The organism is Acinetobacter sp. CAU_H_56, from assembly GCF_058599425.1.
The window spans coordinates 285,020-301,027 of record NZ_CM178654.1 but is presented as its reverse complement, the minus strand read 5'-3'; the positions used below and the strand labels follow the sequence as shown (position 1 = coordinate 301,027).

At 45.3% G+C, this 16,008-nt stretch carries 13 protein-coding genes and 5 tRNA genes; 7 read left to right on the top strand and 11 right to left on the bottom strand.

Annotated features, from left to right (window positions below; translation table 11 throughout):
• Positions 1-427: 427 nt before the first annotated feature.
• From AC4MCC_RS01430 to AC4MCC_RS01405, 6 genes are read left to right on the top strand one after another with little or no spacing between them, the layout of a single operon-like run.
• Positions 428-3,265, top strand: coding sequence for a monovalent cation/H+ antiporter subunit A (locus AC4MCC_RS01430; protein WP_491876453.1), 2,838 nt, complete (start codon positions 428-430; stop codon positions 3,263-3,265).
• Between the two features lie 4 nt (positions 3,266-3,269).
• Positions 3,270-3,635, top strand: coding sequence for a Na+/H+ antiporter subunit C (locus AC4MCC_RS01425; RefSeq protein ID WP_004787185.1), 366 nt, complete (start codon positions 3,270-3,272; stop codon positions 3,633-3,635).
• Positions 3,635-5,443 (top strand): monovalent cation/H+ antiporter subunit D, encoded by a 1,809-nt coding sequence (locus tag AC4MCC_RS01420; RefSeq protein WP_491885587.1) that lies wholly within the window; start codon positions 3,635-3,637, stop codon positions 5,441-5,443. The genes AC4MCC_RS01425 and AC4MCC_RS01420 overlap by 1 nt, the downstream gene beginning before the upstream one ends.
• Positions 5,443-5,961 (top strand): Na+/H+ antiporter subunit E, encoded by a 519-nt coding sequence (locus AC4MCC_RS01415; protein WP_491885586.1) that lies wholly within the window; start codon positions 5,443-5,445, stop codon positions 5,959-5,961. Before AC4MCC_RS01420 ends, AC4MCC_RS01415 begins: the two co-directional genes overlap by 1 nt.
• Positions 5,958-6,233 carry a monovalent cation/H+ antiporter subunit F gene (locus AC4MCC_RS01410; protein WP_004787192.1) on the top strand — a complete coding sequence of 92 codons (276 nt, stop codon included), beginning with the start codon at positions 5,958-5,960 and terminating at the stop codon, positions 6,231-6,233. Before AC4MCC_RS01415 ends, AC4MCC_RS01410 begins: the two co-directional genes overlap by 4 nt.
• Before the next feature lie 10 nt (positions 6,234-6,243).
• Positions 6,244-6,642, top strand: a complete 399-nt coding sequence (locus tag AC4MCC_RS01405; RefSeq protein ID WP_005233541.1) for a Na+/H+ antiporter subunit G — start codon at positions 6,244-6,246, stop codon at positions 6,640-6,642.
• Between the two features lie 79 nt (positions 6,643-6,721).
• Here the strand turns inward: AC4MCC_RS01405 and AC4MCC_RS01400 are convergent, their stop codons facing one another.
• The 11 genes from AC4MCC_RS01400 to tpiA all read right to left on the bottom strand — a co-directional run bounded on the left by AC4MCC_RS01400 (position 6,722) and on the right by tpiA (position 13,990).
• The gene (locus tag AC4MCC_RS01400; protein WP_179992191.1) at positions 6,722-7,126 is read right to left on the bottom strand and encodes a ribosome-binding factor A; all 405 of its coding nucleotides are present in this window, start codon (positions 7,124-7,126) and stop codon (positions 6,722-6,724) included.
• Positions 7,126-9,837, bottom strand: a complete 2,712-nt coding sequence (gene infB, locus AC4MCC_RS01395; protein WP_180011351.1) for a translation initiation factor IF-2 — start codon at positions 9,835-9,837, stop codon at positions 7,126-7,128. Before infB ends, AC4MCC_RS01400 begins: the two co-directional genes overlap by 1 nt.
• Before the next feature lie 10 nt (positions 9,838-9,847).
• On the bottom strand, positions 9,848-11,332 hold the full coding sequence (nusA, locus tag AC4MCC_RS01390; RefSeq protein ID WP_004787201.1) for a transcription termination factor NusA: 1,485 nt from the start codon (positions 11,330-11,332) through the stop codon (positions 9,848-9,850).
• A gap of 35 nt (positions 11,333-11,367) precedes the next feature.
• On the bottom strand, positions 11,368-11,892 hold the full coding sequence (gene rimP, locus AC4MCC_RS01385) for a ribosome maturation factor RimP (protein ID WP_180016611.1): 525 nt from the start codon (positions 11,890-11,892) through the stop codon (positions 11,368-11,370).
• A gap of 224 nt (positions 11,893-12,116) precedes the next feature.
• Positions 12,117-12,193, bottom strand: a tRNA-Met gene (locus tag AC4MCC_RS01380).
• Between the two features lie 88 nt (positions 12,194-12,281).
• Positions 12,282-12,358, bottom strand: a tRNA-Met gene (locus tag AC4MCC_RS01375).
• A gap of 71 nt (positions 12,359-12,429) precedes the next feature.
• Positions 12,430-12,506, bottom strand: a tRNA-Met gene (locus tag AC4MCC_RS01370).
• Positions 12,507-12,587: 81 nt separating this feature from the next.
• Positions 12,588-12,664 (bottom strand) — tRNA-Met (locus AC4MCC_RS01365).
• Between the two features lie 53 nt (positions 12,665-12,717).
• Positions 12,718-12,802: transfer RNA gene (locus tag AC4MCC_RS01360), tRNA-Leu, on the bottom strand.
• A gap of 53 nt (positions 12,803-12,855) precedes the next feature.
• Positions 12,856-13,185 (bottom strand): preprotein translocase subunit SecG, encoded by a 330-nt coding sequence (secG, locus tag AC4MCC_RS01355; protein ID WP_159122712.1) that lies wholly within the window; start codon positions 13,183-13,185, stop codon positions 12,856-12,858.
• Between the two features lie 13 nt (positions 13,186-13,198).
• Positions 13,199-13,990 carry a triose-phosphate isomerase gene (tpiA, locus tag AC4MCC_RS01350; protein WP_491876451.1) on the bottom strand — a complete coding sequence of 264 codons (792 nt, stop codon included), beginning with the start codon at positions 13,988-13,990 and terminating at the stop codon, positions 13,199-13,201.
• A gap of 279 nt (positions 13,991-14,269) precedes the next feature.
• On the opposite strand from tpiA, the gene pilB reads away from it, so the two are divergent.
• Positions 14,270-15,979, top strand: coding sequence for a type IV-A pilus assembly ATPase PilB (gene pilB / locus AC4MCC_RS01345; RefSeq protein ID WP_491885585.1), 1,710 nt, complete (start codon positions 14,270-14,272; stop codon positions 15,977-15,979).
• The last annotated feature ends 29 nt before the right edge of the window (positions 15,980-16,008 follow it).

Below are 16,008 nucleotides of genomic sequence, written 5' to 3'. Positions count from 1 at the left end.
AACGATAATGCAATTTAAAAAATAAAATCAGGATGCAAGAATAGGTTTGGATTTTCTGCATTCCTGATCAAGAAGTTATAAATTTTTATCAATAAATGCAGGGAGTTTGATCTTTATTTTCGGTCAAATTTGTACGAGATGTTCAAGCATGCACCCCATATCAAAACCAAGCTTACGTATAATCTACAAGTTCTACATAAAAACATTGATGTTGTGGTTATCCTGTAATATGATCGGTTTTACTTGCAATTTTCGTTGTAAAATCGGAATTTGCTATCGTTTATAAGTTGCGCAATACAACTGTTTTATTCTGTTTGAATATCATTCTGGCTTTCAAGATCGAGAAGTTTTGGGTCGCTCTTTGCGGTCCTGTAATCCTTGAAAGATAAAGATTCACCCTAGGTTGACCTTAACCTATATCACGACAATGGATACGAGTGTGCTGCCAATTATTATATTGTTACCGTTAGTATTAGGCACAACCCTTGTCTCGTGGCTGAAGCAATTTTCACGCGGGGTAACGGCTTTAGGAGCAATTGCCGTCAGCCTCAGCAGTTTCTTATTACTGTTGAGTCAGGCGCCTGCTGTATTTAATGGAACGGTAATTACCCAGACCTGGTCCTGGCTACCCCAGCTTGGAATCGATTTCAGTTTCCGGCTGGATGCTTTGGGCATGCTGTTTGCTCTGCTGATTAGTGGAATTGGCACCCTGATTTATATCTATGCCTATTATTATCTCAGCCCTAAAAACTCCCTGAGTAAACTCTATTTCCTGCTGATGCTGTTTATGGCAGCGATGCTCGGCATTTCCTTGTCTAATAATCTTCTGATTCTCCTGATTTTCTGGGAACTCACCAGTATTTCCTCCTTCCTGCTGGTCGGTTACTGGAGCAATTATGAAGCGGCTCAACGCGGCTCACGCATGGCTCTGACCATTACCGGCATGGGTGGCTTATCTATGCTGGGTGGTTTTATTCTGCTCGGACAGATGACAGGTACCTATCAGATTGACCAGATCCTGATGATGGGCGAACAGATTCAGGCGCATGCCCTATTTGTACCGACATTATTATTAATTTTACTCGGTGCTTTTACCAAAAGTGCGCAGTTCCCGTTTCACTTCTGGTTACCAAATGCCATGGCAGCACCGACGCCGGTGTCTGCCTATCTGCACTCTGCAACCATGGTTAAAGCAGGCCTGTTTTTAGTTGCACGTTTATTGCCGATTTTTGCAGGCGCGGCACTGTTCCATAATATTGTTACTTTTATTGGGTTATTTACCCTGTGTGTGGCAGCGTTCTTTGCCATCTTTAAAGAAGATCTGAAAGGTCTGTTGGCCTATTCAACTATTAGCCATTTAGGCCTGATCATGTGTCTGCTGGGTATTGGCTCACCACTCGCCGTCGCAGCAGCAATTTTCCATATCATTAACCATGCAACCTTTAAAGCTGCCTTGTTCATGATTGCCGGGATCATTGACCATGAATCCGGTACCCGGGATCTGCGAAAATTGTCTGGTCTTTGGCAAATGCTGCCTTTCACCGCAACACTGACCATGATCACCGCCGCCTCCATGGCAGGTATTCCATTAACCAATGGTTTCTTGTCCAAGGAAATGTTCTTTACCGAACTGGTCGCAAACTTAAGTGGACCAGTGATGGTCGGTGCCGCCATTGCAGGAACACTGGCTGGGATTTTTGCTGTCGCCTATTCAATTCGTCTGGTGCATGGCGTATTTTTTGATGGCCCCTTAGGCCAGCAAGTCCCAAATAAAGATGCGCATGAACCGCCATTCGGTATGCGTGCACCGGCTATTTTACTGGCTTTCCTGTGTATCGCAGTCGGCCTGTTACCAGGATTACTGGTTGAAAAGATTGTAAATAGCACCACACAAGCATCAACCCAGAATTTCGCCTTTGAAGGTACTCACCTCGCCCTTTGGCACGGTATTAATCTGCCTTTGGTGATGAGTATTATTGCGATATTCGGCGGTGCGATTTTCTATTTTGCACTGGCCAAAGGTGGCACAATCCGGGAAATTGATCTGGATCCAAAACTGGGCAAACTGCAAGGTCGTGTACTATTTGATCTGTTTCTGAAAAATCTATTACTGAATTCAAGACGTTTCCGCCGTGCGACTGAAAATGGCAAACTGCAAAGTTATATTTTGTGGATTGTACTGTTTACCATTGGTCTGGTGGGTTACCCACTCGTCGTCAATGGGATCGACACCGGTAGCCGCGAACTGACCCATGCACCAGTGCTTGCCATTGTACTGTGGTTATTGCTGTTCTCAGCTTGCTGGATGATGCTGTGGTTCCATCATGAACGGATTAAGGCCATCCTGATCAGTGGTGCGGTCGGTCTGGTCGTCACCATGGTTTTCATTGGTTTCTCGGCACCCGACCTGGCTTTGACCCAGATTACAGTCGATGTAGTAACGACGGTTCTGCTACTAATGAGCCTGTCTCTACTGCCACAACTCACGCCTTATGAATCCAGCCCGACCCGACGCTGGCGAGATGCAGTGATTGCGGTCTGCGGGGGTCTAGGAATTGCAACAGTTGCCTGGCTGGTTATGACACGTGACCATAATTCAATTTCCTGGTTCTTCATCCAACAATCGATTCCGCTTGGTGGCGGTACAAACGTCGTCAACGTAATTCTGGTCGATTTCCGTGGTTTCGATACCTTCGGCGAGATTACCGTACTCGGGATTGCAGCAATCGGTGTACTGAGTCTGATGGATGGCATGCGTGCCCATGGCACTACCATTACCCAAGGTCTGACTTACCGTTTTAACCCCTCCCCTTTGATGCTGCGTATTACTGCATCATGGATTTTACCGGTAGCCCTGGTGGTGAGCCTGTATATCTTTATGCGCGGCCATAATCTTCCGGGTGGTGGTTTTATTGCCGGTCTGGTTACCTCATTGGCCTTGATCATTCAATACGTTGCCATTGGTCAGGATCATGCAGAGAAAATGCTGGGAGCTAAATCTGGACGTCTCTATGAAATCTGGATTGGCGTCGGCCTGACTATTGCAGGCCTAACTGGTATTGCAGCCTGGTTCTGGTCACGTCCATTCCTGACCAGTGCCCATATTCATGTTCATCCACCATTACTTGGCGATATGCATTTGGCTTCTGCCGCGCTATTTGATGTCGGTGTCTATGTCACCGTAGTCGGGGCGACCATGCTGATGATTTCCGTTCTGGGTGACTCCCGTCACTCAAGCATGACTGGCCCAGTACCAAGAGGATAATAGAATGATTAGTTTAGAACTTTTATTAGCCTCAGCAATTGGCCTACTTACTGCCACCGGGATCTATCTGATTCTGCGGGCACGTACCTTTCCGGTCGTTCTTGGACTGGCCATGATTGGTTATGCAGTGAACCTGTTTTTATTTGCCATGGGTCGTATTCAGATGAATTCGCCTGCAGTGCTCACCGAAGCCACGCAGGTCACCGACCCTTTACCTCAGGCGCTAGTGCTGACCGCCATTGTAATCGGTTTTGCCACCACCGCCTTTATTGTACAGCTGGCCTTACGTAGCCGTTATGAATCAGGAACAGATCACGTTGATTCCAAAGAAGAGATACCGCAACATGACCCACGTGAGGATGAGCCGTAATGACTGATCTTCTCAACTTCTTGAATCAACACACTCCTATTTTCAGTATTCTTTTACCGGCTTTTACTGCCTTTATTTTAGTACTGTTGGGTAACCCGGGTTCCGGTTCTCTGATTACCGACTGGCGTCAGCCGTGGCGTCGTGGCGTGAGTCATATTTCGACCCTATTGGGTTTGATTATGGCAGTTGGCTATCTGATCAATAGCAGCCAAGGGCAGATCAGTGTCTACACTTTAAGTGAATGGGCCGCCCCTTTTGGTATTGTACTGGTCTTGGACCAACTCTCTGCCTTGATGCTGGTACTGACCTATACACTCGCTTTGCCAATCGTTTGGTATGCCAGCAAAGAATGGGATATTCGCGGGCGCTATTTCCACACCATGGTCCATTTTCTATTAATGGGGCTTAGTGGTGCCTTCCTGACCGGTGACTTGTTTAACCTGTTCGTGTTCTTCGAGATCCTGTTAATGGCCTCCTATGTTCTACTTTTGCATGGGCAAGGCAAGGCACGCTTCCAGCTCGGTGTGCATTATGTGGCTATTAACCTGCTCGCTTCTGCTATGTTCCTGATCGGACTCGGGATGATTTATGGCAGTGTCGGCAGCCTGAATATGGCTGATGTTGCCCGCCTGATGCCAACTTTGGCAGGCGATGAACATAAGCTGGCCGTTGCAGGCGGACTGATGCTATTTGTGGTGTTCGGGATCAAGGCAGCCATGTTACCGGTAGGCCTGTGGCTTCCTAAAACGTATGCTGTTGCAACTACTCCGGTGGCTGCCCTGTTTACCATCATGACCAAAGTCGGGATCTACGCGATTATCCGGGTCAATGGCACTGTATTTGATGATGAATATAGCCACCAGATTCTGATGAACTGTCTGCTGGTGATTGGTCTGATTACTTCGGTCTATGGGGTAATCGGTGCAATTGGTACCGAACGCCTGCGTCGTTTTGTCGGTTTTATGGTGCTGTCTTCAGTTGGGACTATTTTGATTGCCATTGCGATGAATAGCACTCAGGCCTGGGCAGGTGCACTGTATTACATGGTGCACAGCACCCTAATTGGCGCGGCATTTTATATTCTGTGTGGCTGGATCACCTCACAGCGTGGCGAGTTTAAAGATCACTTTAAGATTGCCCCACAGATGAAACAGAATAAGCTGGTTTCCATTGTATATTTCATCATTGCCTTGATGATGGCTGGCTTGCCACCTTTCAGCGGCTTCTTCGGTAAAGTGTTTATCCTGCAAGCTTCAGGACAGTCTGAGCATCAAATGCTGATTATCTTTACGGTTCTACTGGTCAGCTTACTGAGTATTTTGGCTTTTACCCGGGTCGGTTTTATTCTGTTCTGGCGTTCAAGCCGACCGGAACAGGATGAAAATTCTGAAGAATTCAGCAAGTATGAAGCCTTACCGAGCAAGGCACCGGCACGAAATGACCGGGTTATTTATCTGTTATTGCTCAGTCTGACAGCCTACGTGGTTTTTGCTGCACCGATCTATCAATATAATTATCAGACCGCAGCACAGATTAAAACCAATCCGATTTATGAAGCAGCACTGTTAAAACGTGATGCTGAAGGTAAGTTCATCAGTGTTCAGCCATTTGATCCAGGTTATTTACCAGAAACCAAATATGGTGGTGAAACACCTGATCCAAATGCGCATCTGATTCCTTATGTCATTTCAGAAAACACCTTAAATGGCGATCATATTTCTGAATTTAAACAACGTCAGATTGATAAGCAGTATATTGAACAGAACAAATACGACGACAATCAACTTAAACCGGCGGAGGGACTTTAATGGCTGAATCATTACTTCAACGCTGGTTTCCTCATCCTTTCGTTTCGGTCATTGTGGCGATGAGCTGGGTCATGCTGGCCCATAATATGAAAGCCGGCACACTGCTCATGGCAATATTCCTGGCGATCTTGATTCCGCGAATGGTCGCTCCTTTTATTGATTACACGCCGAATATCCGGTGGATCCCGGCGATGCGTCTATTTTGGGTCGTCGTTTGGGACATCATTGTCGCTAATATTAAAGTCGCGATTTTAGTACTGGGACCGACCAAAAACCTACATCCAAAATGGTTCCGGGTACCGCTGGATACCGAGCATGAAGAAGTGAATACGTTGCTGGCGATGATCATTACCACCACACCAGGTACAGTTTCTGCGGGGATTGATCAGGACCGTGGCGATATTCTGGTGCATGCCTTAAGCACGGATGATGAAGAGGCCGAAATCGAAACCATCAAACAGCGTTATGAACAACCATTGATTAAAATTTTTAGCGCACAATCAGGAGCTGAAGCATGACCATTCTGCCATATGCATTGCTGATTTGTCTGGGTGCTGTCACGATCTCCATGTTGCTGTGTCTGATCCGGCTGGTCATGGGCCCTTCAATTGTTGACCGTCTCCTAGCATTAGATACCCTGTTTTTGAATGCAACCTGTCTGGTGGTGATTCTGGGAATCTACTGGAGCAGTACCTTTATGTTTGAAGGTGCCCTACTGGTGGCTATGCTAGGTTTTGTCTCTACCGCTGCCCTTGCCCGCTATTTCACTACTGGCCATGTCATCGACTAGGAGTTTTTAAATGCCTTTAATTTTAGAAATACTAGTTTCGATTTTTTTATTGATTGGCGCTTTCTTTATGCTGGTGGGCGGCATTGGGATGATACGTCTACCCGACCTGTTTATGCGTTTGCATGCACCGACCAAATCCAGTACCTTAGGTCTAGGAAGCTTTCTGATCGCTTCTATTATTTTTTCGGCTATCTATGGTCGTTTAGGTTTTGCTGAAGTACTAATTACCCTATTTGCCTTTATTACTGCACCGGTATCTGCCAACCTGATGGCGCAAGCGGCCTTGCATTTACGTTTGCGCTCAATGAGTGGTGAAGTGCCAGAAACGCTGGAACGTCCATTACCTTGGCAGAAAACCCGCCGTCGTGCATTTTATGAAAAGAAAATGAATGATCAAGATTCAAAGTAATAGTTAGCCAGTTCTACTTAAAAGTTCAGCAATAAAAAAGCCACCCTAAGGTGGCTTTTTTATTGCGCTTTATAAAAGCTTATTCTTCATCTTTCTTGTCGTCAGCAGGAGGTAAATCCTTCACTGCTTCAGCAATCAGACCAAACATATAGTTACCATATGCATTGGTTTTGTCGTAATGGAAACGTAGACGAGGTGTAATACGTGTCTTGATCCGACGGCTCAGTTCATGGCGCAGGAACCCAGATGCCTTATTCAGGACATCGAGTGTTTCTTTATTTGCCGCTTCACTTTGCTCATCACCAAGTTCACGACCCATTACTGTGACATAAACTTCTGCATATCCTAAGTCTGGGCTCACCTTCACGGCTGAGATGGTCACCAGACCACCCAGACGTGGATCTTTCAGCTCTTGACGGATCAGTTCAGACAACTCACGTTGTACCGTATCCGCCATACGCTTCAGACGTTGACTACCCGCCATTAAAGACTCCGTTTAATCAATTGCACATCATACACTTCGATCTTATCGAGAGGTTTGATGTCTTTATAGCCTTTCACCGCAAGACCACATTCCATACCGGCACGAACTTCTTCCACCACTTCTTTGTAGCGACGAAGAGATTCTAGCTCGCCCTGGAAGATCACCACGTCATCACGTAATACGCGAATCGGTTTATTACGGTGTAATACGCCTTCAAGTACCATACAGCCTGCTGCAGCACCGAATTTGCTTGAGTGGAACACTTCACGTACTTGAGCAACACCCAAGATCGTTTCACGGTGTTCAGGAGCAAGTTTACCGCTCATCGCTGCTTTCACGTCATCAATCAATTGATAGATCACTGAGTAGTAACGAATGTCGATACTGTCTGCATCTGCTTTTTGACGTGCAGTATTGTCAGCACGTACGTTAAAGCCAAGAAGAACTGCTTCTGAAGATTCAGCCAGTGTGACGTCAGATTCAGTAATTGCACCCACACCCGAACCGATGATACGTACTTTTACTTCATCCGTTGAAAGCTCAGCCAATGCAACATGCAGAGCTTCCAATGTACCGCGTACATCAGTTTTTAATACCACATTGACGATTGGCACATCTTTTTTGCCCATAGACGCCATGATGTTTTCAAGACGCATTGCAGATTGACGTTCAAGACGTTTTTGACGTTCACGATCCATACGCGCATCGGCAACTTCACGTGCTTTCTTCTCGTCATTCACAACCAGAACTTCGTCACCTGCCATCGGTGCTTCTGGAAGACCCAGAATTTCAACTGGAATCGAAGGACCTGCAGACTTGATACGCTTACCGTTTTCATCGGTCATGGCACGAACGCGGCCATAAGATGAGCCAGCAAGTACCAGGTCACCCACTTTCAACGTACCGTTCTGTACAAGAATAGAAGTTACTGCACCGCGGCCTTTATCAACACGCGCTTCAATCACAACACCTTGTGCTGCACCTTCTTCAGACGCTTTCAATTCAAGCAATTCAGACTGAATTAAAATCAGGTCAAGAAGTTCGTCAATACCCGCACCAGTATGTGCAGATACTTTCGCTACAGGAACGTCACCGCCCCATTCTTCAGGTACGATTTCTTTGGTGGTCAATTCATTCAATACGCGATCTGGATCAGCAGAGTCTTTATCCATCTTGTTGATTGCAACAATGATTGGCGTACCCGCTGCACGTGCGTGATCGATGGCTTCGGCAGTTTGTGGCATCACGCCATCATCTGCTGCAACAACCAAGACTACGATATCAGTCGCTTTGGCACCACGTGAACGCATTGCAGTAAACGCTGCGTGTCCCGGAGTATCAAGGAATGTGATAATACCTTTATCAGTCGTTACATGGTAAGCACCGATATGCTGGGTAATACCACCTGCTTCGCCTTGCGCCACTTTGGCACGACGGATACGGTCTAGAAGCGATGTTTTACCATGGTCAACGTGACCCATGATCGTAACAACTGGCGCACGAGTAGTTTGCGCACCACGTGCTTCTTCAGCCTGTTCAAGCAGGTTATCTTCGACTGCAGTTTCAGAAACCAGTACCGGGTTATGGCCCATTTCTTCAACCACAAGAGCCGCGATTTCCTGATCGATCGCCTGGTTTTGAGTAACCAGTTCACCCATTTTCATCAGTGACTTGATCACTTCACGAACCTTAACTGCCATTTTCGCAGCCAGGTCAGCAACGACAATCGTTTCACCGATTTCAACGTCATAAACCTGTTTTTTCACTGGTTTTTCAAAACCATGCTTATTCGCTTGGCTAGATTTCAAACCACGTTTGTGTGAGTTATCACGGAAAGACTGCTCTTCACCACGACGACCACCTTTTTTCGGTGAACGTGTATTTGAAGTGTTAGTACCACGTTTGATTTCGCGGTCTTCTTTCGCAAATGAGTCTTCATATGCTTGGCCAACCAGACCAGCAGCAAGTGGAGAATCATCAATCACACGAATGGTTGCAGTGGTATCTTCAGAAGAATACTTCGACGCCATCTTGCGCATTTGCTCAAGGGTACGTTGCTGTGCTTCTTCAGCTGCCTTACGACGTGCTGCTTCTTCAGCTGCTTTTAATTGAGCGGCTTGAGCTTCACGCGCTTTTTTCTGTTCTGCTGTTTCAACTTGTTTAACCGCTGCTTTCACAATCGGTTTATTAGTTGATTTGCGTTTTACCACAACAGCTGCTTTAGGTGTTTCCTGTTTCTCAGTTTCTTGTTTCTGAGCTGCACGCATTGCTTCTAGCGCTTTGCTTGCATTGTTTGTACCTGACTTAGGTGCATCAGCAGGTTTTTTAGCTGGTGCTGACTTCTGTTCAGCTTCTGCTTTCGCTTGCTGTTCAGCTTGAGCCTTCGCTAAAGCTTCTGCTTTAATTTGTTCCGGGTCTGGCTTGACGAATGTATGTTTCTTGCGAACTTCTACATTAATCGTTTTCGCCTTACCTGAAGTACTTGCCACTTTAGCAGTACTGGTCGTTTTACGTTTCAACGTGATTTGTCCTGCATGGCCATCCGAACCTTGTGTCTTTTTCACATGATTCATTAAGCGATCTTGTTGTTCGGTGGTAATAATATCGTCAGCTTTACGCTGTGGTAAACCTGCCTCACGAACCTGCTCTAGGAGCTTATCAACATGGCGACCCACGCTGAGTGCTAACTCTTTAATCGACTTGTCCGTCATATACTACCTCCTAGTTAAACCATGATTCGCGCGCTTTCATAATAAGTTGACCGGCCTTCTCAGCACCGAGACCTTCGATATCTTCGATATCATCAGTCGCTTGGTCAGCTAAGTCATCTACGGTTACCACACCACGAGCTGCGAGAGCTTGCGCGATCTCTGCTGTCATGCCTTCCATTGCAACAAGTTCTTCACTTGGCGCTTGTACGTTTTCTTGCTGTTGTAATGCATCAGCAAGTGCAATTTCTTTCGCACGGCTTTGCAGTAGTTCAACCAGTTCCGCATCCAGTTCGATTTCATCAAACGTTTCTGGCGGTACGTAAGCAATTTCTTCAAGCGAGGTGAAGCCCATTTCTACCAACGCCATCGCCAAATCTTCAGCAATATCCAGACGTGTAACAAACATGTCTAGGTATTTTTGTGCTTCGCTTTGTTGACGTGCGTAGTACTCTTCTTCCAGCATCATGTCCAGCTTGTAGCCAGTCAATTCAGATGCCAGACGAACGTTTTGACCTTGTGAACCAATTGCACGAGCCAGCTGATCACTAGTCGCGAAAATGATGTCTGCAGTACGTGCATCTTCATCGATGACAATACTAGAGACATCTGCTGGTTCTAATGCACTTGCGATATATTGCGCAGGATCATCCGACCAAACTACCACATCAATACGCTCGCCATTGAGCTCTTGCTGTACAGCCTGGATACGTGTACCACGCATACCAATACAAGCACCCACCGGATCAATACGGTGGTCATTGGTTTTCACTGCAATTTTAGCACGAACACCCGGTTGACGAGCTGCGGCCTTAATTTCAATGATTTCTTCAGAAATTTCAGGAATTTCTTTTTTCATCAATGCAATCAGCATTTCCGGTTTAGCACGTGACAACAATAATTGTGCACCACGGCCTTCACGGTTAACGCTATATAGAATCGCATTCACGCGTTGTTTCGGACGAAGGATTTCCTTCGGAATCATCTCTTCACGAGCCAGATACGCTTCTGCGTTGTCACCCAAGTCAATGATAAAACCATCTTTGGTTTGTTTTTTCACTTCACCGTAGATTAGCTCACCGACTTTAGATTCATACGCATCGGCAACCAGTGCACGTTCTGCTTCACGGATCTTCTGTACAATCACCTGTTTCGCGATCTGAGCAGCAATACGACCGAAATCGATTGATTCTACTTCCAGTTCACGGATATCGCCAATTGACCATTGTGCCGGATCAACATCAGAGATCGCATCCTGACAAGCAGGCATTTCATGATCTTCATCAGCCACCACTTCCCATTGACGGAAAGTACGGTAATCACCAGTTTTACGGTCAATTTCTACACGAAGACGAGCTTCTTCCGAGTGAGTCCCCTCGTAGAATTTCTTCTTAGTCGCTGCAACTAAAGCTTGTTCTAGCGCTTCAAAAATTGCTTCACGACTTACACCTTTTTCGTTACTAACCGTTTCAACCACGGTAAGAATTTCACGTGCCATAAGTCACCTATTCGTTCAGATTCTTATTAATTGAATTAATCTTGATAGACCAAATTTGCTTTATCGATATTGTGACTGTCGATATCCAAAATCTGTTGCTTTTCTACTTCAACTTGAATCATTTCATTTTCAAGGTCGACTGCAACCAGTTTTGCCTGGAATTTACGACGATTATCGACGGCACTGATCAAACGCAGCGCAACCATTTGTCCGATATAATGAGCCATCTGCTCCAGCTGGAAGAATGGACGATCCCAACCTGGTGAAGACACTTCAAGCGAATATTCACCTGAGATTGGATCATGTACATCCAGGATCGCGCCGACTTGCTGTGTGACACGCACACAGTCCTGAACCCCAATACCACGACCCTGCTCTTCTTCGCCATCTTCATTGACAACAGGTGCTGCATTTTCATCGACCGGTTTGTCGATATAGATCCGTAATAATGAACGTTTGCCTTGTGGCAGGAATTCAATCCCCCACAGATTTACATCACAGGCTTCAACTGCTGGTGCAATCAAGTCCTGAAGTGCTTGAGTTTTATTTGATAGCTTCATTTACTCTCGTCATCTGGTGCGATTTTATGATCTATTTGACCACTACAAACCAATACAAACTATAGTAGTAGTGAAACATGGAGATTTGACCAAATATTGTCGACACTACACGATAGCCAATAAAAAAGGGCGTAAATCGCCCCAATTAATGCACAATTTGAACTTTTTTCAAATCCCACTGTGCAAAAAGGCCCACCATAGTTGTGAGCCTCTTTTAAGAAACTTGGTAGCGGGAGCTGGATTTGAACCAACGACCTTCGGGTTATGAGCCCGACGAGCTACCAGACTGCTCCATCCCGCATCAACGTGCAAAAATTATATACAAAAGATGCGAACTTTTCAATCACAACCACATCATTCTGCATATTTGTTATCTGTTACTGAAAAATTGGTAGCGGGAGCTGGATTTGAACCAACGACCTTCGGGTTATGAGCCCGACGAGCTACCAGACTGCTCCATCCCGCATCAGCATACAAATAACGTTCAGCTTAATATTCTATCATTAAACTGCCTTTAAAGTTGCATCTTTAAAGGATTGGTAGCGGGGGCTGGATTTGAACCAACGACCTTCGGGTTATGAGCCCGACGAGCTACCAGACTGCTCCACCCCGCAACAACATGCAAATAATTCTTCTCAACTTAAATCAGATTTAAGCTGCCTTTTAAAAGTTTGCGTCTTTAAAAAAGGATTGATTGGTAGCGGGAGCTGGATTTGAACCAACGACCTTCGGGTTATGAGCCCGACGAGCTACCAGACTGCTCCATCCCGCAACAACAGAAGTTTTTTTAGCTGCATACACCAACTTATGTTCTGGATTATAAGTTGGTGCGGAAGGGGGGACTTGAACCCCCACGCCCGAAAGCACTACCACCTCAAGGTAGCGTGTCTACCAATTCCACCACCACCGCAGCTGTGACGCATTCTAGTCGCATCACTGAAAAAAAGAAAGGTTTAATTAAAATTATTCGGTCGTTTGTGGTGCAGTTGGTGAAGTTTCAACCGGTTGCGCAGGCGCAGTTGGTGCTGATTGAATTGACGATAAACTGTACGCATTAGTGGTTTGTTTCTTGGCAAGAATCGCCAAAGTAATACTGGTCACAAAGAACAATGCGGTAAAAACTGCCGTCAAACGGGTCATGAAATTACCCGAACCTGAGGCACCAAAGATCGTTGCCGCACCGCCACCACCAAATGATGCCCCAGCATCCGCACCTTTACCATGCTGAACTAAAATCAAGACAATCATCAAAATCGCTAAGATAATATGTACTACCAGCACAAAAGTTTGCATGCTGAACTCCTAATTATTGTGTATTTGCAAATGCTTGAGCAATTTGATGGAACGACTCAGCATTGAGCGATGCACCACCCACCAATGCCCCGTTAATGTCAGGACAAGCTGCTAACTCTACTGCATTTTCCGGTTTTACACTACCACCATATAAAATCGCCATAGTCGCAGCATAACCTGTAATCTGGCTCAAACCTTGACGGATCTGGGCATGCATGGCCTGCGCATCTTCTGGAGAGGCAGTTTTACCGGTGCCAATGGCCCAGATTGGCTCATAAGCAATCACGATATTTTTCCACTGCTCGCCTGCAACTACAGTCGCGATATCACAAATCTGTTGGAGGACCACTGCTTCCGCCTGCCCTGCTTCACGCTGTTCCAGACTTTCGCCCACACAGTAAATTACAGTTAAACCGGCATTTAAGGCATTCTTGATTTTAGCATTTAAGATCTGTGAACTTTCAGCAAAAATTTCACGACGTTCAGAGTGTCCAATCAATACATAGTGAATCTGGCTATCAGCCAATAATTCAGCACTCACTTCCCCGGTATAAGCGCCTGTACCTGAAATACGTGATACATCTTGTGCTACGGTATATACAGGGCGATTAGCAGAAGCAAATGCAGTTTGAATTTGAGTTAAGGCAAGGGTTGTCGGTGCCACACCCAAATGACAATTCTCTGTTGAAACTGGTGCAGACTCAAGCAAGTCTTTTAAATTCTGAACCAAAGCCTGGGCATCTGCCTGCATTGGATTCATTTTCCAGTTGCCCACCACCCAAGGGGTAATCGTCGAAACCGACATAAATAACCTATTTCACTGACATATCTTGAATTGGGCACATTCTACACGGAATTGTAAAATTTAAAGAATAGTTTTATTCATCCTATTTCTCAGTTTAGACTATTCAAAATGGTTATTTTTTGTTATCACTGAAAAAAATGTCCAGTTCTTCCGACCAGTTCAAGCTTTTACTGAATATCAGGAAGATTGCAGCATTCTCAGCTATGGTATTTTTGTATAACAAACGTATAATTTTAGAATAGCAAATTAAAAAAATTGAATTGATAGGCATATTGAAGCATGACAGCATTGCAGGGGTCACCAAGATTTACGGGGTTTATTCGTCGCCTGGTCGATGAAGGGGTATTATCGGCTGAAGATATGCGGACTGCTTTAGCCAATGCCAAACAAGAAAAAATAGATATTGTGGCTTATTTGGTCAGTCATCATAATCTCTCTCCTACCACCATTGCTGAAACGATCTCAGTAGAATTTGGTGAGCCTCTATTTGATATTGGCGCTTATGATCCAGGACAAATCCTGCGTGAAGATATCGATGAAAAGCTGGTCACCAAGCATCGAATTTTGCCAATTTATAAAAATGCCAATGTTCTGTATATTGCCACGAGCAATCCAACCAATATCGAAGCAACGGATGCCATCCGCTTTGCGACTAAACTGAATATCGAAACCGTTATTGTTGAACACAATAAACTCGAAAAACTGATTGAGCAAAACTTTACTGAAGAAAGTACTTTTGATTTTGATGATGATTTCGATCTGGATGTAAATGTCGATACAGCTGATCCAACTCAAGAAGAAGATGAAAAAGAGAAGGGTGAAGAAGCCCCGATTGTTAAATATATTAATAAATTACTGATTGATGCCATTCGTATGGGCGCATCGGATTTACATTTTGAACCCTATGAAAAAATGTACCGGGTGCGCTATCGTGTCGATGGCGTTTTACGTCAAATTGCAACACCGCCGCTACAACTAGCAAACCGTTTGGCATCACGTTTAAAAGTTATGTCGCAAATGGACATTTCTGAAAAACGCGTGCCTCAAGACGGTCGTATTAAATTAAAGCTCTCAAAAAACAAAGCCATCGACTTCCGTGTTAACTCACTCCCTACCCTGTTTGGTGAAAAACTGGTTCTACGTATTTTAGATCCGTCTAGTGCCATGCTGGGAATTGATGCTTTGGGTTATGAACCTGAGCAGAAAGAGTTATTCATGGAAGCCTTAGATAAACCGCAAGGGATGTTACTGATTACCGGTCCTACTGGTTCCGGTAAAACCGTATCGCTTTATACGGGCTTAAACATCTTAAATCGTGAAGATACTAATATTTCTACTGCGGAAGACCCAGTCGAGATTAACCTGCAAGGGGTTAATCAGGTGAACGTCAACCCTAAAGTAGGCCTGACGTTTGCAGCTGCTTTAAAATCCTTTCTGCGTCAGGATCCTGATATTGTCATGGTCGGTGAGATCCGTGACCTGGAAACAGCTGAAATTGCAATCAAGGCAGCGCAAACAGGTCATATGGTGATGTCAACTCTGCACACCAACAGTGCTCCAGAAACCTTGACCCGTTTACGTAATATGGGCGTCCCTTCTTTCAATATCGCGACCTCGGTCAATCTAGTGATTGCGCAGCGTCTGGCCCGTCGCTTGTGTTCACAATGTAAAAAAACAGCTGACATTCCAAAGCAAAGCTTACTGGAGATGGGCTTTACCGAAGCAGATTTACAAAGCCCTGAATTTCAGATTTATGAGCCAGTCGGCTGTAATGAATGTCGTGAAGGTTATAAGGGCCGGGTCGGTATTTATGAAGTTATGAAAGTCACACCTGAGATTTCAAGAATTATTATGGAAGATGGCAATGCCATTGAAATTGCTGAAGCTTCCGCACGGGCAGGATTTAACAATTTACGCCGATCAGGGTTAGTGAAGGTTATGCAGGGGGTGACTTCTTTACAGGAAGTCAATCGTGTAACCAGCGAATGATCGTGCTGAATATAAAATAAGGATAAAGC